At 58.4% G+C, this 20,000-nt stretch carries 16 protein-coding genes; 13 read left to right on the top strand and 3 right to left on the bottom strand.

The window, feature by feature from the left end; genetic code table 11:
* Positions 1 to 373: 373 nt before the first annotated feature.
* From B1C80_RS13920 to B1C80_RS13860, 13 genes are all read left to right on the top strand, one after another.
* Positions 374 to 805 (top strand): hypothetical protein, encoded by a 432-nt coding sequence (locus B1C80_RS13920; RefSeq protein WP_077921793.1) that lies wholly within the window; start codon positions 374 to 376, stop codon positions 803 to 805.
* A gap of 30 nt (positions 806 to 835) precedes the next feature.
* Entirely contained in the window at positions 836 to 1,138 is a 303-nt protein-coding gene (locus tag B1C80_RS13915; protein ID WP_077921792.1) for a hypothetical protein, read from the top strand.
* 191 nt (positions 1,139 to 1,329) lie between these two features.
* Complete coding sequence (locus tag B1C80_RS13910) at positions 1,330 to 1,929, top strand: RNA polymerase sigma factor (RefSeq protein WP_077921791.1); 600 nt, start codon at positions 1,330 to 1,332, stop codon at positions 1,927 to 1,929.
* Positions 1,930 to 2,038: 109 nt separating this feature from the next.
* Complete coding sequence (locus B1C80_RS13905) at positions 2,039 to 3,130, top strand: FecR family protein (protein ID WP_077921790.1); 1,092 nt, start codon at positions 2,039 to 2,041, stop codon at positions 3,128 to 3,130.
* Between the two features lie 38 nt (positions 3,131 to 3,168).
* The gene (locus tag B1C80_RS13900; RefSeq protein WP_161492764.1) at positions 3,169 to 6,633 is read left to right on the top strand and encodes a SusC/RagA family TonB-linked outer membrane protein; all 3,465 of its coding nucleotides are present in this window, start codon (positions 3,169 to 3,171) and stop codon (positions 6,631 to 6,633) included.
* An 11-nt stretch (positions 6,634 to 6,644) separates the two neighbouring features.
* Positions 6,645 to 8,147 (top strand): RagB/SusD family nutrient uptake outer membrane protein, encoded by a 1,503-nt coding sequence (locus tag B1C80_RS28110; protein WP_139361654.1) that lies wholly within the window; start codon positions 6,645 to 6,647, stop codon positions 8,145 to 8,147.
* A gap of 45 nt (positions 8,148 to 8,192) precedes the next feature.
* Positions 8,193 to 9,257, top strand: a complete 1,065-nt coding sequence (locus B1C80_RS13890) for a LamG domain-containing protein (RefSeq protein WP_077921788.1) — start codon at positions 8,193 to 8,195, stop codon at positions 9,255 to 9,257.
* A gap of 76 nt (positions 9,258 to 9,333) precedes the next feature.
* Positions 9,334 to 10,629: an extracellular solute-binding protein gene (locus tag B1C80_RS13885; RefSeq protein WP_077921787.1), complete on the top strand. Its 1,296-nt coding sequence runs from the start codon at positions 9,334 to 9,336 to the stop codon at positions 10,627 to 10,629.
* Positions 10,630 to 10,718: 89 nt separating this feature from the next.
* On the top strand, positions 10,719 to 11,570 hold the full coding sequence (locus tag B1C80_RS13880) for a carbohydrate ABC transporter permease (protein WP_077921786.1): 852 nt from the start codon (positions 10,719 to 10,721) through the stop codon (positions 11,568 to 11,570).
* Between the two features lie 164 nt (positions 11,571 to 11,734).
* A complete protein-coding gene (locus B1C80_RS13875; protein WP_077921785.1) occupies positions 11,735 to 12,541 on the top strand; it encodes a carbohydrate ABC transporter permease in 807 nt (268 codons plus the stop codon).
* Positions 12,542 to 12,560: 19 nt separating this feature from the next.
* On the top strand, positions 12,561 to 14,015 hold the full coding sequence (locus B1C80_RS13870) for a glycoside hydrolase family 130 protein (RefSeq protein ID WP_077921784.1): 1,455 nt from the start codon (positions 12,561 to 12,563) through the stop codon (positions 14,013 to 14,015).
* Positions 14,012 to 15,328: a hypothetical protein gene (locus tag B1C80_RS13865; protein WP_077921783.1), complete on the top strand. Its 1,317-nt coding sequence runs from the start codon at positions 14,012 to 14,014 to the stop codon at positions 15,326 to 15,328. The genes B1C80_RS13870 and B1C80_RS13865 overlap by 4 nt, the downstream gene beginning before the upstream one ends.
* A 2-nt stretch (positions 15,329 to 15,330) precedes the next feature.
* Positions 15,331 to 16,431 (top strand): ABC transporter ATP-binding protein, encoded by a 1,101-nt coding sequence (locus B1C80_RS13860; RefSeq protein WP_077921782.1) that lies wholly within the window; start codon positions 15,331 to 15,333, stop codon positions 16,429 to 16,431.
* A 5-nt stretch (positions 16,432 to 16,436) separates the two neighbouring features.
* On the opposite strand, the gene argC is transcribed toward B1C80_RS13860, so the two are convergent.
* From argC to B1C80_RS13845, 3 genes are all read right to left on the bottom strand, one after another.
* Positions 16,437 to 17,417, bottom strand: coding sequence for an N-acetyl-gamma-glutamyl-phosphate reductase (argC, locus tag B1C80_RS13855; RefSeq protein ID WP_077921900.1), 981 nt, complete (start codon positions 17,415 to 17,417; stop codon positions 16,437 to 16,439).
* A gap of 170 nt (positions 17,418 to 17,587) precedes the next feature.
* Positions 17,588 to 18,796, bottom strand: a complete 1,209-nt coding sequence (locus B1C80_RS13850; RefSeq protein WP_077921781.1) for an argininosuccinate synthase — start codon at positions 18,794 to 18,796, stop codon at positions 17,588 to 17,590.
* 99 nt (positions 18,797 to 18,895) lie between these two features.
* Positions 18,896 to 19,789 (bottom strand): diacylglycerol kinase family protein, encoded by an 894-nt coding sequence (locus tag B1C80_RS13845; RefSeq protein ID WP_077921780.1) that lies wholly within the window; start codon positions 19,787 to 19,789, stop codon positions 18,896 to 18,898.
* Positions 19,790 to 20,000 lie beyond the last annotated feature (211 nt).

Genomic DNA, 20,000 nt, shown 5'->3' with positions numbered 1-20,000 from the left:
TATACAAACAGCGCGCAAATGGGGAATCGTATGCAACGCCCATATTCTACATTACTGCAATTGATTGCAACAGCAGGCGAGCGCCAAACCCGATACCATACAATGCACAGACGAGTCCATCGGAACAGGGCTGTCTGCTCATCAGACCTTGTTTACCCGCTCCCTGTAACGTTCCTGCTGTCACTACACCTCATCAGTTCAGTCCCGCTTTCAACCGCTTCAGGACGCTCATCTGTCGGTTGGCCCATCCGCTACTTCGCCGGGCCACGGCTCCCTGCCAACTTTGTATCACCGGCCGGCCACCAACGAGCCAGACGGCCCCAATCCTCTTTTTATAATCGCTTCGGCGACAACCCAAAACACAACAATACCGATGAAACCTCTACTCCATTTCCGACTGGTCTGGCTGGCTCTGTTGCTGAGCGCCACACTGGTGACCGCCTGTAAAAAAGACAATGTCGTTCCGCAACCCACCGACCTGTCTGACCGCGTAGCGGGCACCTATACGTATTCCGAGCTGAGTTCAAACGGCCAGACACTTCCCGCCGACGAAACCAACCTGCGCGGAACGGTAACCATTAGCCGCCAGACCGAAACCACCGTACGCATCGCCTTTGCCATATCGCTCCGGAACGGCAACCCCTTTCTGAACGACGTGCTGAACGACGTAACCGTTCGGGAAAATGGCAGCGCCTTTACCTACGAATACAGCGGCCAGACGTTTGCTCAGGGCAAAGCCAACCAATTCGTGGTCAACGGCCGCGACACCGCCAACAATCCGTTTACGCTTACCGCTACCAAATAACCCGAATCGTCCTCTTTTTCCCCCAATCGCATGAAATCAACCAGACACTACCTGCTCCTGCTGCTGACGGCGCTTACGCTGAGCAGCTCGCTAACCAGTTGTGCTACCGTATTCGGCGGGCGCGTCACCGAATCGCAAAAACGCAGACCCATGCCGGGCGAACCCCAGCGCCGGGTACGGGCGGGCGCGCTGGTTGCCGATATTCTGCTGTTCCCGCTCATCAGCATTCCGGTCGATTTCGCTACCGGAGCCATCTATAAGCCTAAGCCAGCCGTTGCTCAGCAGGCCCCAGCGCCCCAGCCCGTGGCAACGACCACCCATCGACGAAACTAAGTTAGGTTAGGTTAATGCTCAGAATCCCCGGCGCACTCGTGTCGGGGATTTTTGTTGCTGCCTCCAGCCAGACAGGCAGGCCCTTTGACTGGCAAAAACACCATAATAAATGTCGGCTTAGTATATATACTTAAACTTTCCCCTTAATTAATTGTAATATTAGGGTCTGTTTCTAGAGAGGATACCTACACATGTCTGATTCATCGGCCCCCAGTACCTTATCGGATGATGCACTGTGGGAGAAGCTACGAACGGGAGATAAGCAAGCGTTGGGTTTACTGGCGGAGCGGCACTACCGCGCCCTGTTTCATTACGGCACCAAACTAACGACCAATCACGCCCTTATTCAGGACTGTATTCAGGACCTGTTTCTGACCGTGTGGGAGAAGCAGCAGACCATTCCGGCGCTGCATTCAGTCAAGGCTTATCTCTTTGTGTCACTGCGCAATAACGTCTTACGCCAGGTGAAACAGAACGGCACCAGTACCGATGTGGATTCCGACCTGGTGGCTACCGACTGGCTCGCCAATCCCGAAACGCTTTACGTACAGGCCGAGCACGAACAATCGCTGCACGAGAGCCTCCGGCAAGCACTCGAACGGCTCCCCAAACGGCAGCGCGAGGCCATTTACCTCCGCTATTACGAAAACCTGAGCTACGAAGAGATCGCTACGACCATGGGCCTCAGCCGGCAGGTCGTGGCCAACTACCTCCAGCACGCCCTGCACAACCTCCGCGACCACTGGCAGGACCTCTCCTACGCCCTGTTTCTGCTGTCATTCCTGCTTTAATTTTTATTTTTTGATAAAATTTTCATACCCGGCGATTACTTTTTCTGCCCGGCCGACTCCTCGTGCTACAAGCGGCACCGACGCCCCTTGAGTAGACCGGACAACGGCCTTGACTCCGCAGGATTTCATTGACAACGAATCGTTTCGCCGGTGGGTGTTCGTTAACCCGCCCGACGAAGCCGCGTACTGGCCGCGTTACCTGGCCCAGCACCCCGAGCAGCAGGAAAGTGCCGACCTGGCGCGCACCTTTCTGCTCACGGCCCGGGGCGAGCTTCCCCCGGTAACCGACCAGCAGATCAGCGACGCCGTGGGGCAGCTTCTGTCGGCGGCTCCGTCGCAGCGCCAGACGCCCGTTCGCCCGCTATGGAGCCGGTCGGGCTGGCAGCCGCTGCGGGTAGCTGCATCGGTGGCACTGTTGCTGACCGCCGGCGGGCTGGGCTGGAGGTACTGGCAGCAGCAGGCACCCCCGGTTGCCAGCCGTACCGTACAGAATACACCCCTGACCGCAGCCCTGGTCGAGGTCAGTAATACGCAGGCGGCTCCCCGGCTGGTGAAGCTGGCCGATGGGAGCCTGGTCGTTCTGCAGCAACACGCCCGCGTTCGGTATCCAACCCGGTTCGACGGTTCCCGGCGCGACGTTTACCTGACCGGCAAGGCCTTTTTCGAAGTGGTCCGCAACCCCCAAAAGCCGTTTCGGGTGTTTGCCCGCGAGCTAACGACCGAAGTACTCGGGACCAGCTTTCTGATCAGCGCCCCCGAAACGGGCGGCACGGTCAACGTAGTGGTCAAAACCGGAAAGGTAACCGTATCGACGAACCTGGACTTCGCCAGTCGGTCCACCCGCCACCGGCCCCGGCCAGCCGCCGTTGTGCTGCTACCCAACCAGCAGGCTACGTTCTCGACCAACAATGCCCGCCTGGTAAAGAGCGATGTGAACCGGGCAACGGCCACTACGCTTCCGGCCACCACCCAGGCCTTTTCGTTCCGGCGCACGCCCCTGCCGATCGTGCTCGACGCGCTGGCCAAAGCCTATGGCATCGCTATTCAGTACGACCGGGAAGCGCTGTCGGGTTGTACGCTCACTGCCCGGCTCGACGATCCGTCGCTGCTGGCCCGGCTCGACATCATTGCCGCCAGTACCGGCTCGACCTACGCCCTCCAGGACGGCCAGCTCGTTGTTCAGTCGGCGGGTTGTCGATGACCTTATCCTTTCTTTTCACCCCGTACTCAACTCCATCCATGAAGAAAACGCTACTCCATCGCTCCCGTCACCGCTGGCTCATGCGACTTACCCTGCTGCCCTTTCTCTTACTCACCAGCCTTGTAGGCACCCTGCTGGCCGAGCCGGTTCGCGGCCAGAACCCGCTGAAGCGCACGGTTAGCCTGTCGATGGCCAACCAGCCGATCGAGACCATTCTGGAGCGGCTCGAAAAGATTGTCGACGTTCAGTTTGCCTATAGCTACGAGCTGATCCGGGCCGACCGGCGGGCCAGTCTGAACGCCCGGAACGAACGGCTCGAAAAGGTCCTGAACGACCTGCTCAACCCGCTCCAGATCGACTATGCCGTAACGGGCAGCCGACTGATCATCCTGCGCCCGAAAGCGGGTGAGGCCGTGCTGGCACCCGCCACGGACTTCCGGGCTTCGGTAGCCCCCGACGCCCCGGCTTCGGTCGACCGAACCATTACGGGTACGGTCGTCGACGCCAATAATCAGCCCATACCGGGGGTCAATCTGGTTGTTAAAGGCACAAGGACCGGCACCAGCACCGATGCGCAGGGCAACTTCCGGATTGCCGTGGCCGACGATCAGGCCGTTCTTCAGTTTTCGTCGGTGGGTTATCTGGGCCAGGAGGTTCCGGTGGGCAGCCGCAGTACTCTGACCGTTACGCTGGTTGAAGACAACAAATCACTGTCGGAAGTAGTAGTGGTCGGCTACGGCACCCAGAAAAAGTCGGACCTGACGGGAGCGGTATCGACGGTAACGGCCAAGGATATTGACCGGCTGCCGGTAGCGGGCATCGATCAGGCGCTGCAGGGAAAATCGTCGGGCGTGCGGGTCACCCAGGCTACGGGCGCACCGGGCGAAGGCGTGTCCGTGCGGATTCGGGGTGTCGGCACGATCAACGACAACAGCCCGCTTTTCATCATTGATGGTGTGCCGACCAAGGATGCGTTCAGCGTGCTGAATCCGGCTGATATCGAGAGCATGTCGGTGCTGAAAGATGCGTCGTCGGCTGCGATCTACGGCGCGCGGGCCGCCAACGGGGTAATCGTTGTCACGACCAAACGGGGCAAGACCGGCGCCCCGAGGGTTACACTCAACGCCTATTCGGGCGTTCAGCAGCACGGCCGGCTGATTCCGATGGCCAACGCTCAGGAGTACATCAGCATTTATAACGAAGCGGCCACCAACGACAACGCCACGATCACCAACCCCAGCCTGCAACGGCCCCTGATTCCGGCCTCGCTCCAGGTACCCGATACCGACTGGCAGCAGGCGATCTTCCGCCCCGCCCCCATCCAGAACTACCAGCTGTCGATCAGTGGCGGCACCGAACGCTCTCACTACCTGATATCGGGCAATTACTTCGACCAGCAGGGTATCATACTGAACTCGGGCTACAAACGCTACGCCCTCCGCACCAGCGTCGACACCGAGATTGCCCGCAAAGTAAAGATTGGCACCAACCTGAACATTACTTATTCGCAACGGTCTATTGTCGGCAGCTCGGGCGATGGCTACGGAGGCAACGGGGGCAGTATTGTCCGGTATGCCCTGTTCCATACGCCCGCCACCCCGATCTATGACCAGAACGGCGACTATGCCGACCTGCCCCAGTTCCCGGCTTTCTTCGGCGATGGCTACAACCCGGTGGGTCTGGCCGAGAAACAGGACAACAAAGAACAGCAGTACCGGGTCTTCGGCGACATTTTCGGGGAGTGGCAGATACTAAAAAACCTGCGGTTCCGGACGGCCGGCGGACTCGATCTCAACATCGTTAACCGCAAAACCTTCAACGAAAACTGGGGTACCAACAACCGCATCAACAGCCCCTCCACGCTGGTCAACCGGTTCAGCCCGGCCAGCACCGTGACCTGGAACAACACCTTTAACTACAACCTGACCCTGGGTACCGACCATCAGATCAACGCCCTGGCCGGTACCGAAGCCATCCGCAGCGTCAGCCGCGACATTGGCGGCTCGGACCGTAACTTCATCGACCAGGTCGCCAACCTGCGTTACCTCGGGCAGGGCGCCGACATCACCGGCCGGCAGTCGTTCGAAGGGGATTCGCGCTGGGCTTTGTTCTCGCTCTTCGGCCGGGTCAACTACGCCTACAAAGACAAATACCTGGCGTCGGTCAACGTTCGGCGCGACGGCTCGTCGCGCTTTTCGCCCAGCAACCGCTACGCCAATTTTTACTCGGGCTCGGTTGGCTGGAACATCGATCGGGAAGCCTTTTTTCAACCCCTCGCCCAAACGATCTCCCAGCTGAAACTACGGGCCAGCATCGGCCAGCTGGGTAACCAGGACATTGGTAACTACCCGTACGCGTCGCTCATCGGCAGTGGCTACAACTACGTGCTGGGCGCCAGTCCGCAGCCGGTGGCCGGGTATGCCGTCGTGAGCCGGGGAAATACCAACGTGAAATGGGAATCGTCGACCCAGGCGGATATTGGCCTGGAAATCGGGGTGCTTCAGAACAAGCTTCAGCTCACGGCCGACTATTTCGTGAAGCAGACGTCCGACATCCTGGTACCGATACCGGTACCGCGCTCGGGGGGTAGTGCAGCCGCACCTTACGTGAACGCCGGCAAGGTAGAAAACAGGGGGCTGGAACTGGACCTGATCTACCGCGACAAGAAAGGCGATTTCTCGTATGATATTACGGCCAATGCGTCGTTCATCCGCAACAAAGTTCTCTCGCTCAGCGACGGGCGCCCCATTCCCGGTGGCCGGATCGACAATGGCGTCTTCGCTACCCTGACCGAACCGGGCCATCCGATCGGGTCTTTTTACCTGCTTCAGCAGGACGGTATTTTCCAGAACGAAGGGCAGATTTTCACCAGCGCTTTCCAGGGCAACGCCATCCGCCCCGGCGACGTCCGGTTCGTGGACACCAACGGCGACGGGCTGATCACCCAGCTCGACCGGTCGCACGTGGGTAGCCCGATTCCGACGCTGACCTACGGGCTGACGGCCAACCTGCAATGGAAAAACTTCGACCTGTCGGCCTTTTTTCAGGGCGTATCGGGCAACAAAATTTATTACCAGGTGGCGACCGACATCGAAGGGTTTTACCGGGCCTTCAACGTCACCAAACGCGTTGTCGACGGTCGGTGGCGGGGCGAGGGAACCAGCAACAGCCAGCCGCGCGTCTCGTGGAGCGGTTCGGCCAACAACAAACAGCCCTCCACCCGTTTTCTGGAAGATGGCGCCTATACCCGCCTGAAGAACGTCCAGATCGGCTATAACCTACCCGCCACGCTCGCCAAAAAGTTCGGATCAACGGGCCTGCGGGTCTACCTCAGCGGCCAGAACCTGTTCACCCTGACGAAGTATCCCGGCCTGGATCCCGAACAGCAGAGCAGCGACAACCTCAACAATGAACAGTTCCGGGGCGACGTAGCCGTGGGAATCGACTGGGGCACCTACCCCAGCGCCCGCATCTACACGGCTGGATTAACGGTCAGTTTTTAGCGCCATTCGTTATGAAAAAGAAGACGATACTCGTTGCCACGGCCCTGCTGATTACGGCCAGCAGCTGCTCCAACTTCCTGAACGAAGAGGTGCGGGCGGCCTATTCGGAAGAAACGTTTTATAAAACCCAGGCCCAGGCCCTGCAGGCCCTCAATGCCGCCTACCAGACGCTGACGTTTGCGTCGGACAATAACCGACTGTGGGTCTTTGGCGACGTAGCCTCTGACGATGCGGCCAAGGGGGGCGACCCCGGCGACCAGGCCGACATCGGTCTGATCGATGACTTCACGGTATTTCCCAACAACGGACCGGTCGAATCACAGTGGGGAGTGCTCTACGAAGGAATCAGCCGCTGCAACCGGGTTATTCAGCAGGTACCGACCATCGAGATGGCGGCCGAGCTGAAGGCGCGGATTGTGGGCGAAGCCCGATTTCTGCGGGCGCTGAATTACTTCTACCTGGTCAACATCTACGGGCCGGTGCCGGTCCTGCTGGAGCCTAAAAATGCCGACCAGCTTCAGATCGAACAGTCGCCGGTGGCCCAGGTGTATACGACGGCTATCGAACCCGATCTGCAGGAAGCCATTCGGAGCTTACCCGCTGTATATACCGGCGCCGACGTAGGTCGGGCTACCAAAGGGGCCGCGCAGGCGCTGCTGGCCAAGGCGTATCTGTTTCAGGGCAAATGGCAGCAGGCGGCCGAAACCGCCGGGCAGGTTGTCAGCAGCGGCACCTACGAGTTGCTGCCAGTCTACAGCCAGAACTTCGACCAGGCGCATAAGAACAGTTCAGAAACAGTTTTCGCCGTACAGCACCTGACGGGGCAGGTTCCGTTTACCGGCAACCGGCTGAACCAGTGGTTTGCCCCGCGCAACACCGAGAACGGCTATTTCTTCAACGTGCCGACCCAGAACTTCGTCGACGCCTTCGAGAAAACGAGCGCAGGCGTGGTTGACCCCCGGCTCGACTATACCGTAGCCCGCGCGGGTCAGCCCTGGATCGACGGCACCGCCTATGACCCGCAATGGTCGCCCACGGGTTATCTCAACAAAAAACACGTGCAGCCGGTAACGGAAGTTCCCAGAAGCACCAAAGGCGACGGCAACCTCAACTACGTGACGATTCGTTATGCCGAAGTGCTGCTGATCCAGGCCGAAGCGCTGAACGAAGCCGGTCGGTCGGCCGATGCGCTGGTGCCGCTGAACCGGGTTCGGAAACGCGCCCGCGAAAGCTACCTCTACGATACGCGCCTGAGCGCTGCCAGCCCGGCCGTACCCACGGGGCTGCTGCCCGACATCACGACTACGAGCCAGTCCAGCCTGCGCGACCTGATCCGGCGCGAACGCCGGGTCGAGCTGGGCTTCGAGTTTCATCGCTACTTCGACCTGATCCGCTACGGCAAAGACTACGCCCAGGCCGCCCTGCGCGACAAACCATCGTTCAGCTACGACACCGACCGGTACTTCCCGATACCGCAGAGTGAGCGGGATACCAACAAAAAGCTTCGTTTTTAACCCAGTTTCCTTTTTTCAGTAATCCTATAAAATCCCAATACACGTATGAAAAACGTAACAACCAGTACCCCTGTGCTTCGCAGTCTGCTGATGCTTTGCCTGCTGTTTACCCTGTTTCAGGCCTGTAAGAAAGACGACGGCCCGGATGTAGCCCCGGTCGACAAAGCTGCGCTCCGGGCCCGGCTCGACAGCGCCAACACCCTGCATAACAACGCAGTAGAAGGCACCGCCATCGGCCGCTACGAAGTAGGCTCGAAAGCCGTTTTCAAGACTGCCATCGATGCCGCTACGACGGTAAGTAACGACAACAACGCGACGCAGACGGCCGTTAACAACGCCAACGTAAACCTGGGTCAGGCCATCACGACCTTCCGCAGCAAGCAGGTAGCCGAAATCGCCCCCGACAAACTCGTGCTGCACATGCTGTTTAACGGCAACGCCAACGACGCATCGGGTAAAGGGTTCAACGGTACGCTGAAAACGGGTGGTGCACAGTGGGGCGCGGGCCTGCCGGTGCTGACGGCCGATCGGTTCGGTAACGCGAACCAGGCGTATTACTTCGACAAGGGCGGCAACATCGAGATTCCGTACAACTCGGTACTGAACCCTTCGAAAGAGATTACGATCAGCATGTGGATCAAGCGCGATACCACCCGGGCCAGCAACTACCTGCTGGCGCTGAACCGCTGGAACGGCTACAAAATCCAGCTGCAGGAGGCCAATAAGGTATTCTTCACGGTGAAGACCACGACCGGCGCCAAAGACAAGGATAACGAGTCGGTTACGCTGGCCCGCAACAAGTGGTACCACATTGCCACCACCTACAAGTCGGGTGAGATGAATTTTTACATCGATGGCACGCTGGTGAAAAGCTGGACCGACGTAACGGGCGATCTGGCCCCCGTAAAAAGCACGATCAACATGACCATCGGTCAGGATCTGCCCACGAGCCTGTACCAGAATAACGAGAAAGACGATGCCGACGGCAACAACTTCAACGGGCCGTGGGGCGGCTATTATACCGGGGCGATGGACGACGTTCGTATCTACAACGCCGTGCTGACCAGTACCCAGATTACCTCGCTCTACAACGCCGAGAAGAGCCAATAGTACTGTTTATGTCCGGCAGGGGCGGTGCACCAACTTAAGGAGCACCGTCCTTACCGGGCTTTGTTTAGCTTTGAGTATGCAAAAAACTGGATGGTTGATTGGTGCGTTGTGGCTGCTGGCCAGCGGATGCCAACAGGAGCAGGCATCGCGACCGCTGCTGTTCTGGTGTTCCAACAATGCCGCTGAAATTACCTTTGCGCGGGAGTTTACGGACCGCTGGCAACGCACCCGCCCCGACAAACCCCTGCGCTACCAGCCCATTCCGGAGGGGCAGTCGAGCGAAGAAATCATTCTGGCCTCGGTAGTGGGCAAAACAACGCCCGATATCTACGCCAACATGTGGCAGGGCAGCGTGGAGATGTACGCCAAAGCCGGCGTCCTCGTGCCGCTCGACACCATCAGCGGGTTTATGTCGTTCCTGCGCGCCCGCTGCGACACGGCCGTGATTCGGGAAATTACCTCCTCCGACGGCCACATCTATCAGGTTCCCTGGAAAGTAAACCCCATCATGACCCTCTGCAACACACGACAGGTCAAAGGGCCGGGTTTACAACCCCCACCCTATACCTATTCGAGCTACCTGAACGCGGGCCAGCGGCTCAAAAAAGACGTAAACCAGGACGGCTATACGGACCAGTGGCTGGGTTATACGGAGGTGAAAGTGATCTGGTACCAGCGCTTTTTCAACTTCTACCCGCTCTACCTGGCCGCGTCGAACGGTGCGCCACTCATCAAAAACAACCGGGCTGCGTTCAATAACCGACACGCGGTGGGCGTCTTCCGGTTTTTACAACAGCTTTACCGCAACGGCTATTTCTCGAAAGAACGCCTGTCGGCCACGCGCGACCCTTTCCTCGACCAGCGCATCGCAACTTCGTTTACGGGGCCCTGGCAGGTGGGTTTTCTGGAGAAATACAAAGACACCAGCCTCCAGTACGACACCTGGCCAATGCCCGTTCCCGACACCCATACCGGCCCGGCCTATACTTACGGCGACCCCAAAAACATTGTCATTTTCAATACCTGCCCCGACCCCACAGCCGCCTGGGCCTTTATCAAAACCCTCGTCGACAAACCCGGCGACCTGCGGCTGATGGAGCTGACGGGCCAGTTCCCGAACCGGCTCAACGTGGACACTGACCCGTACTTTCAGCCGTTTTTGCAGAAGAACCCGAAACTGATTCCCTTTGCCCGGCAGTCACGCTACATCCGGGGCGTCGATAACAGCGAAGTCATCGTCGAAGTGTTCGACATCATCTCGCAGGAATACGAAGCCTGTGTGGTGTACGACCGCAAAACCCCCGAAGCCGCCATCCGCGATGCCGCCGAAGCCGTTGATGTCTTACTAAGGAGCGAACCGGCCAATGAATGAGTGAGCGAATGAGTGATTGAGTTAGTGAAGGTCTTAACAGGTGAACCACTCAATCGCTCAATCACTAACTCACTCAATAAAAAGAGCTTATGAAAAAACAGATCCCTTACTGGCTGGTTTCGCCTTACCTGCTGTACTTTGCGGTCTTCGTGGCGTTTCCGGTGGCGTTCTCGGTGGTGCTGACGTTCCACAGCTGGAATATCATTTCGCCCATGACGTTTGTGGGGCTCGACAATTACCGGCGGCTGTTCAGTGACCGGCTGTTCTGGCAGGCCATCTACAACACGCTTCGCTTCCTGCTGGTGCATATTCCGTTGCAGATCGTGGTCGCGCTGGCGCTGGCCGAGTTTCTCAACCAGAAAATACGGGGTCAGGCTTTCTTTCGGGGGGCGTTTTTTCTGCCGGTCATTGTGTCGGGCGTGGTCGTGACCATTCTCTGGCAACAGCTGCTGGGTTTCAACGCGGGCATCCTGAACCGGGGCCTGACGGCGCTGTCGCTGCCCCGCGTGGCCTGGCTCGAAGAACCCGGTATCGCCATGTACGCCATTGCGCTGATGGCCACCTGGAAAAACGTGGGGCTGTACGTGATTCTGTTCCTGGTTGGCCTGCAAACCGTACCGGTTCAGTACTACGAAGCCGCCGATATGGAAGGCGCTACCGCCTGGCAGAAGTTTCGTTACATCACCCTACCCATGATAAACCCCACCATTTTTATGGTTGTCGTGCTCTCGACCATCGGTGGGTTTTCGCTGTTTATCGAACCCTACATCATGACCGAGGGCGGCCCGCTGAACAGCACCCTGTCGGCCGTCATGTATATCTATAAACAGGCGTTCCAGTACTACCACATGGGCTATTCGGCCACGCTCGGCTTCTTCTTTGCCCTGCTGATCCTGGGCGTCGTAGCCATCCAGAAACGATATGTCGAACAGGAAAACTAACCTTTTTCATTGAGTGATTCTTATTGAGCGAGTTAGCGGTTGAGTGATTGAGCGACGCCCGGAATCATTCACCATCCACACAATCACTAACCCACACAATCACTAACCCACTCAATCACTAACCCACTCAATCACCAATCACTCATTCGCTCAATAAAAAGCCCATGAAACTACTCCGCTACGCGCTACTTCTCCTGGCGGCTTTGTCGTTCATTTATCCGTTTGTCTGGATGATCAGCGCGTCGCTTTCATCGGAGCAGGGGATCGGGTCGCTGACGTTACTACCGGTAGGTCTGACGATCAGCAATTACACGACTGTTTTTGAGCGCATACCGCTGGGCCGGGCCTTCCTGAACAGTTTATTCGTGGCGCTCGTGACAACGGGGCTGGTGCTGATGCTGGGAGCCATGGTCGGCTATGCGCTGGCCCGGTTGCGGTTCAGGGGGCGTGACCTGATCTTCTACCTGATCATTTTCACGATGACCCTGCCATTCCAGATTACGCTCATTCCCAACTACATCACGATGGTGAAACTAGGCTGGGTCGACACCTATTTTGCGCTCATTGTTCCTTTCGTTATGAACTCGCTGGCGGTCCTGCTTTTCCGGCAGGCGTTTGCCGGCCTGCCCCAGGCGCTGATCGATGCCGCCCGGATAGACGGCTGTAGCGAGCTGCGGATTATTTTCCAGATCCTGCTGCCCAACATTGTTCCGACGGTGCTGACCATCACAATTCTGACCTTCATGGGCCTGTGGAACGAAGCGCTCTGGCCCCTGATCGTTATCCGCGACGAGTCGACGATGACCATGCCGCAGATGGTGACGCTCTTCTCGGTCGGGGGTCGTGCCGACGCGCAGCTGGGGGTAAAAATTGCGGCAGCGGTTATGCTGGCTTTACCTATCCTTATCGTGTACCTGTTTTTTCAGAAACATTTTATCCGAAGTATGGCCTCGTCGGGCCTGAAAGATTAAGTTTTATTTCCCTCAACGTATGACCCAGGTAACCCGTACCGCCATCCGTTTTTCGGCCAACCCCGAGCGAGTCATTGCCCGCTACCTCACCCTGCACGGCCCCCACCGCGTGCTGCACATCTGCGAACGAATCGCCCGGTTTTCTGAGGCCGAGGTCGACACGATGCTGGCCGATGCCCGGCGGCAGTTTGGCGAACGCCACCGCCACCTCGACGCGGCTTTCGAGCGAAACTACCAGCGGGCGGTCGAAACACTGGCGCAACCGCCCACCGATTTTTCGGCCAACCGCCGGCTACTGCTCGGCGCCTGCCTGACTATGGAATACTCGACCCAGTCGGCAGCACTCTTCAACCCGTCGATCGTGCCCCACCCCGACCAGTCGGGTCTGGAGCCCGGCACGCTTCGGTTCATCATGAGTTTACGCGCCACCGGCGAAGGGCATATCTCGTCCATCGAGTTCCGGACCGGAACCGTCAACCAGGCGGGTCTGATCCACCTCGACGAAGCGGATCGATACGCCACCAGTTCCGAAAAAGACTGGTGCAAAACCTACACCCGCGCGTTTGTCCGGCATCGGCTCGCCTACTTCCCCCATACCGACGAAGGCCTGCTGGAGCAGTTACCCGACGAGTTCGATCTGCAGCAGGCCACCCGGCTACTGAACGAGCTGACGGCAACATCACCCGTCGAACCGGCCGTACAGACGACCCGGAAAGCGATCCTGACCATGCTGGACACGAACTACGACGTGGTGACCGATGCCGACGCCCCGCTGCATGAGCGGCTCATCTTCCCCAACGCCAAAGGCGAAAGCAAGGGCATGGAAGACGTCCGGTTCGTAAAATTCCGCGACGACGACGGGGCTGAGCGCTACTACAGCTCCTACACGGCTTACGACGGCGAAACCATCAAAACCCAGCTGATGGAGACAACCGACTTTGTGCGGTTCAGCGTCCGAACCCTGTACGGCGATGCCGTTCAGGACAAAGGCATGGCGTTGTTTCCGGAGAAGATAAACGGGCAGTATGCGATGATCAGCCGACAGGGGGGTGAATACATAAACATTATGTTCTCCGACGATCTATACGTCTGGAACCACGTCCAAACGCTGCTGGAGCCGGTTTTCCCCTGGGAAGTCGTTCAGCTGGGCAACTGCGGCTCGCCCCTTAAAACCGACCAGGGCTGGCTGCTGCTCACCCACGGCGTCGGGCCAGTCCGTCGCTATGTCATCTCGGCGGTGTTGCTCGATCTCAACGACCCGACCCTGGTACGGGCCCGGCTGCCGGAACCGCTTATCTACCCGCTCGAGTCGGAACGGGAAGGCTACGTACCCAACGTGGTCTACACCTGCGGCTGGCTCGACCACGGCGACCTGATCATTATTCCCTATGCCATGTCGGACTCGGCCTGCGGGATCATTACCGTGTCGAAACAGGAATTACTTCACGACCTCCTAACCGCTCCTGCGTTATGAAAATCTATCAACGACTGCTCTGGCTGCTCCTGCTTCAGTTTCCGCTGCTGTCGGTCTCGTGCCATAAAAATCAACCCAGCCAGCCCGCGCCCGACAGTGGCCGCCTGGTCAACACGGCCCACCTCGACCAGCTCTATCAAGTGGTTAAGCTGAACGGCGCCGATGTGGGTCTGATCAATATTTACAGCGAGTATCCAGACTACAAGTGGGTGGCCGACGACGACGAAGGGGCCGCCTGTATCGACGACATAGCCCGAACGGTGGTGTTCCTGGCCCACGAACCCGATCTGGCTACCAGCACCAGCAAGCAGGACAAGCTGCGCAAACTCACCGAATTTGTCTTGCAGATGCAGGCCAGCGACGGCGGCAGCGGGGCCGGCTATTTTTACAATTTCATCTTCGGCAACGGGGCCATTAACCGGACTGGCGTGACCAGCATCAACCAGCCCAACTGGTGGTCGTGGCGCGCCCTCTGGAGCCTGACCGAAGTATATCCGTATTACAAGACGACCGATCCGGCCCTGGCCACCCGGCTCCAGACCGCCAGCCAGCGGCTTGTCGGCAACATGATCCGCGATTTCGGCAGCAAAGCCCGGACCTATACCTTTCCGGGCGGGCTCAAAATACCGGGCTGGCTCCCGTTTGGCTCCGGTTCGGATCAGGCGGCCGTGATGATTCTCGGCCTGCTCAACTACCAGCAGCAAACGCCGGACGGCCAGGTGCAGAAACTGATCGAAACCCTGGCCGATGGTATTGTTCAGATGCAGTTTGGTGCGGCCAGCCAGCCACCCTACGGCGCCATTCTGAGTTTCGACAACAGCTGGCACGCCTACGGCAGCGATCAGTCGTACGCCCTGCTGCGAGCGGGTAAGGCCCTGAACCGGCCCGACTGGATTGCGGTTGCCCGGCGCGAGGTCGACACCTTTTACCCTTTTTTACTCAACGAAGGGTTTCTGGAATCGTTTACCGTGAGTGGACAGGGGACCGCGCTGGCTATTGGCCGAAAATCGCGTTTTTCGCAGATTGCGTACGGCGTCCGGCCCATGGTCTGGGCTACCCTCGAACTCTATGATCAGACCCGCGATGCCCGCTACCTCACCCTGGCGGGACAGCTGGCCGGGTGGTTTCTGGGTAATAACCCCGCCAAAGCCATCATGTACGACAGCGCGTCGGGCCTGGGCTATGACGGCATCAGCTCAGACACGCAGATCAACAAAAATTCGGGAGCCGAATCGACGATCGAATCCCTGATGGCTTTCCAGCGGCTGGAGAAATACCCCGACGCCGTTACGCAGGCCAATAAATACCGCTAAGTATGGCAGAAGTTAAACTGGTGCACGTGGCCAAGGCCTATGAAAACGGTCCGCGCGTAATTCGGGATGCAACCATTACCGTACAGGACCGCGAGTTTCTGGTACTGGTGGGTCCCTCCGGCTGCGGCAAATCGACGCTGCTCCGTATGATTGCGGGTCTGGAAGATATTACCGACGGCGACCTGCTGATCGATGGCAAACGCATGAACGACGTACCGCCCAAAGACCGTGACATCGCCATGGTCTTTCAGAACTACGCCCTCTACCCCCACATGACCGTCTATGAAAACATGGCGTTTGGGCTGAAGCTGGCCGGTTTGCCCAAAGATGACATCCGGCAGCGGGTCAGCCGGGCAGCCCAGCTGCTGGAAATCGATGCGCTACTGAATCGAAAACCCAAGGATATGTCGGGGGGACAGCGGCAGCGGGTGGCCATCGGCCGGGCTATTGTCCGCAACCCAAAAGTTTTTCTGTTCGACGAACCGCTGAGCAACCTCGACGCCAAACTGCGCGTACAGACACGGATCGAACTCCAGAAGCTCCACCGCGAACTGAACGCCACCATCATCTACGTTACCCACGACCAGGTCGAGGCCATGACCCTCGGCGACCGGATTGTGGTGCTGCGCGATGGCGACGTAGTGCAGCAGGATACGCCCATCAACCTCTACAACCAGCCCGCTACGCAGTTTGTGGCCGGGTTCATCGGTACGCCCCCCATGAACTTCGTACCCGGTCGACTCAGCGAAACGGGGCCGCTGCACTTCACCAGCAAAGGGGGTCAGGTACAGATCGACCTCAGTAACAGCCAGCCCGAAGCCCGGTTACAGGCCCATCGCGGCAAACCCATTACGTTTGGCATCCGGGCCGAACACCTCAGCGAGCAGCCACCGGCCGCACGGTCTGTTCACGAGCAGGCCCTCGCGGTAGAAGCCGTCGAAAACATGGGCAACGAAACGCTGGTCTACTGCCCGATCGACACCGGTCAGCTGATTGCACGGCTACCGGCGGGGTACGCAACCACGTTCGGGCAACCGATCCGGCTGTTCTGGAATCTGGACAAAGCCCATTTTTTCGACGCCCAGACCGGGCAGGCTATCTGACCGGCTTAGAACGCGACCGCTTTTAGCCGCAGGCCCGTTTCTTCGGGTAGTCCGAAGAGCAGGTTCATATTCTGTACGGCCTGGCCCGACGCCCCTTTGGTGAGGTTGTCGATGATGCTGGTGATGAGCAACTGCCCGTCGTGCACTTCCAGATGCAGCAGGCATTTGTTGGTATTGACAACCTGCTTCAGATCGATCGGCGTGTGGCTCAGGTGGGTAAACGGATGTTCCTCGTAATAACGCTGGTAGAGGTCTTTAGCCTCGTCGATCGTGCCGGCAAAGGCCGTGTAAACGTTGGCCATGATACCCCGGGTATAATCGCCCCGGTAGGGAACGAAGTTGATGGCCTTCCCAAAATCAGGGTCGAGCTGGGTCAGACTCTGGCGAATCTCGGCCAGGTGCTGGTGGGTAAACGCCTTATAGATCGACACGTTGTTGTTGCGCCAGGTAAAGCCAGTCGTAGGTACCAGCGCCTGACCGGCTCCGGTACTACCCGTAATGGCGCTGACATGTACGTCGCCCTGTAGCAGGCCCGCCTTGGCCAGCGGCAACAGGGCCAGCTGAATACTGGTGGCGAAACAGCCAGGGTTGGCAATCCGGGTAGCCTCGGCAATCCGGTCGCGGTTCAGCTCGGGCAGGCCATAAACGAAATCATCGTGTTCGTCGCGGAAGTCGGCGCTCAGATCGATTACGGCCACATCGTCGGAGATATCATGTTCAGCCATGAACGTATGCGATGCACCATGGCCCGAGCACAGGAAGATTACATCCAGATCGAGTTCGTCGTCGGCATCGGCGGGGGCGCTGAACTCCAGATCGGTATCGCCCAGCAGGTCGGTATGAATTGTCCAGACAGGTTTACCGGCCTGGCTGTTGCTCTGCACAAACGAGACGTTGACAAAAGGGTGATTGATCAGCAAACGGAGCAATTCGCCCCCGGTATAGCCGGCTCCGCCGATGATACCTACCTGAATTTTATCGTTCATAATGGAATACGAGTTGAAGCAACCGGCCCACAACGGTCATTTGGACCGGTTAGAACAAGGCCAGTGATCGGGTTGGGTACAGTCTGCCCCGCTGCGCAGGCGCTCACCGCCTGGTTGAGCGGTTGAAGCAGCTACACAGCGGGGCCATGAATCGTTCCGGACGGTATAGATTACTGATTGCTGATTTTCTCATAAATCATCACTTGGTTCGAGGCCACTTTAGAGAAGCCCCGCACGTCGTCGCCGGTCCAGGCGTTGTTCATCTCGCCGTAGGAGCCAAACTTGGCCGACATCAGGTCGTAATCCGATTCGATGCCCAGCACCTGGAAGCGGTACGGAGCCAGCAGCACATGCACTTTCCCCGTCACGTGGCCCTGCGTGTCGGCCAGGAAGGTTTCCGTGTTGCGCATAACCGGGTCCATGAACTGACCTTCGTGCAGCATGGTGCCGTACCAGTTGGCGAGCTGATCTTTCCAGTACAGCTGCCACTTGGTCAGCACGTGTTTTTCGAGCGTATGATGCGCTTTGATCAGAATAAGCGGTGCTGGTGCCTCGAAACCGACCCGGCCTTTGATGCCGATGATCGTATCGCCCACGTGAATGTCGCGCCCGATGCCGAACGGACCAGCCAGTTCGGTTAACCGCCGGATGGCGTCGACCGGATTCGCGAACGACTCATCGCCCGTTGCAGCCCCGGAAATGCCTTTGATTTCGCCGTGTTCGAACGTCAGGGTAATGGTTTCGGGCTCGGTTTTGGTAACGGGGGTTGGCCAGGCCGACTCGGGCAGGAACTGGCTCGATGTCAGCGTTTCCTTACCGCCTACCGACGTGCCCCACAGGCCTTTGTTGATCGAATAGGCCGCTTTATGCCACTCCTGCTCTACGCCTTTGTTTTTCAGATACTCGATTTCGGCCTCGCGCGAGAGCCGCAGGTCGCGAATGGGGGTAATGATTTCGGCTTCGGGCGCTATAATCCGGAACGCCATATCGAACCGCACCTGGTCGTTACCGGCGCCGGTGCTGCCATGCGCAATGGCGGTAGCGCCGATCTCGCGGGCGTATTCAGCCGCGGCAATGGCCTGAAAAATACGTTCAGCACTGACGCAGAGCGGGTACGTGTTGTTTTTCAACACATTGCCGTATACCAGAAATTTGAGGCACTGCTGGTAGTAATCATCCGTTTTCGAGATCGTCACGTGCGATTTTACCCCGAGTGAATAAGCCCGATCTTCGATGGCACGAAGTTCGTCGTCGGAGAAACCGCCCGTGTCGACCAGGACCGAGTGGACTTCCATCCCCCGATCTTCGGACAGATACTTAACACAGAAGGAGGTATCGAGACCTCCGCTAAAGGCAAGAACTACTTTTTGTTGGGACATCAGCTAGGAAACACCGGACACACGCCCGCCGTCGGAATGGTTTTGGCGGGGCAAATATCGGGCTTGTTCCGTTAAGTTGCGCGAATGAATTGCGCAACCTCACAGCAAAACCAGCAAACTTCCCGGCAGCACCCGCACCTCGGCCTGCCCGTCCGGTATCGTAATCGGCTCCCCGTCGGCATGAATGAGCAGCGGCCCCCGATGCGTCTGGAGGTCAACCCGTACCGACGCTTTTGTCACGGACCGGCCCTGCCAGTAGGGCGACAGGTTTAGACTCTTGTTGAACAGCCTCCAGGTGAGCAGGGCACCCGTCTGAGCCGGAAAAGGTCTGATTTCACACTGTTCCAGCTTCCCGTCGGCAATATTAGCCGTTGGCGCCACCCAGGCGTTGTTGCCAAACTGCCCTGCATTGGCAAAACTGAGCGAAAACAGTCGGCGCTCTTCGCCATCGATCCAGTACCGGTCAGGCTGATACGACCAGAACGACCGGAAGGCGGTACGGAGGTAGGTTGGTAAGCCTCGTACCGGCTGTAGGGCAAACTGATGGGCCACGTAGGCTTCGAACCCCAGCCCGGCGGTACAGAAGAACGCATGTTCGTTGATTTCGCCACTGTCGATAACCACCGGACGTCCTGCCAGGGCCCGATCAATGGCTTTTAGCGGATGCAGGGGCAAACCGAGATGGCGCGCCAGTCCGTTTCCGGACCCCATCGGCACAATACCCAGTACCGAGGCCGACCGGCGCAGCGCCCGGGCCGTTTCGTTGATGGTACCGTCGCCCCCAACGGCCAGCACCCGGCTGACGCCCCGCGTAACGGCCGCTGTTGCCAGCTCGGTGGCATGACCGGGATAGTCGGTAAAGATAGCCTCCGGAGCAAACCCCATCCCCTCGGCCCGTTGCAGGAAGGTGTCGCGCAGGCGGGTCTTCTGCGCGATCGACAAGGTTCCCGAAAGCGGATTAATTATGGCCAGAACGGCCGACAGCTGGGCCATCAGGAAAAGAAAACGAAGAGCAGGATGATGAACAGAACAATAAACACATAGTACCAACCATCCGAGAAGATGTAGGGTTTGTACTCGTTATAAAACTTACGGACGCGGTTCATAGCAGGTGGAGTACGGTTTCTGTTTACGGACAGTTACGGGTTAGTCGGGGCGTTCTCGTATGACTTGGCTCGATAGCTGCTGTCGGCGGAAGACGGCT

This window comes from Spirosoma sp. 209, from assembly GCF_002006735.1.
Classification (GTDB): Bacteria; Bacteroidota; Bacteroidia; order Cytophagales; family Spirosomataceae; genus Spirosoma; species Spirosoma sordidisoli.
Note: the sequence above shows the minus strand (reverse complement) of the source record. Positions and strands in the feature narration are given on the sequence as shown.

What these genes read in the sequence shown, in the direction of transcription:
- B1C80_RS13920 (WP_077921793.1), top strand. Translation starts at nt 374, where the DNA reads ATGAAACCTCTACTCCATTTCCGACTGGTCTGGCTGGCTCTGTTGCTG.
- B1C80_RS13915 (WP_077921792.1), top strand. Translation starts at nt 836, where the DNA reads ATGAAATCAACCAGACACTACCTGCTCCTGCTGCTGACGGCGCTTACG.
- B1C80_RS13910 (WP_077921791.1), top strand. Translation starts at nt 1,330, where the DNA reads ATGTCTGATTCATCGGCCCCCAGTACCTTATCGGATGATGCACTGTGG.
- B1C80_RS13900 (WP_161492764.1), top strand. Translation starts at nt 3,169, where the DNA reads ATGAAGAAAACGCTACTCCATCGCTCCCGTCACCGCTGGCTCATGCGA.
- B1C80_RS28110 (WP_139361654.1), top strand. Translation starts at nt 6,645, where the DNA reads ATGAAAAAGAAGACGATACTCGTTGCCACGGCCCTGCTGATTACGGCC.
- B1C80_RS13890 (WP_077921788.1), top strand. Translation starts at nt 8,193, where the DNA reads ATGAAAAACGTAACAACCAGTACCCCTGTGCTTCGCAGTCTGCTGATG.
- B1C80_RS13885 (WP_077921787.1), top strand. Translation starts at nt 9,334, where the DNA reads ATGCAAAAAACTGGATGGTTGATTGGTGCGTTGTGGCTGCTGGCCAGC.
- B1C80_RS13880 (WP_077921786.1), top strand. Translation starts at nt 10,719, where the DNA reads ATGAAAAAACAGATCCCTTACTGGCTGGTTTCGCCTTACCTGCTGTAC.
- B1C80_RS13875 (WP_077921785.1), top strand. Translation starts at nt 11,735, where the DNA reads ATGAAACTACTCCGCTACGCGCTACTTCTCCTGGCGGCTTTGTCGTTC.
- B1C80_RS13870 (WP_077921784.1), top strand. Translation starts at nt 12,561, where the DNA reads ATGACCCAGGTAACCCGTACCGCCATCCGTTTTTCGGCCAACCCCGAG.
- B1C80_RS13865 (WP_077921783.1), top strand. Translation starts at nt 14,012, where the DNA reads ATGAAAATCTATCAACGACTGCTCTGGCTGCTCCTGCTTCAGTTTCCG.
- B1C80_RS13860 (WP_077921782.1), top strand. Translation starts at nt 15,331, where the DNA reads ATGGCAGAAGTTAAACTGGTGCACGTGGCCAAGGCCTATGAAAACGGT.
- argC (WP_077921900.1), bottom strand. Translation starts at nt 17,417, where the DNA reads ATGAACGATAAAATTCAGGTAGGTATCATCGGCGGAGCCGGCTATACC.
- B1C80_RS13850 (WP_077921781.1), bottom strand. Translation starts at nt 18,796, where the DNA reads ATGTCCCAACAAAAAGTAGTTCTTGCCTTTAGCGGAGGTCTCGATACC.
- B1C80_RS13845 (WP_077921780.1), bottom strand. Translation starts at nt 19,789, where the DNA reads ATGGCCCAGCTGTCGGCCGTTCTGGCCATAATTAATCCGCTTTCGGGA.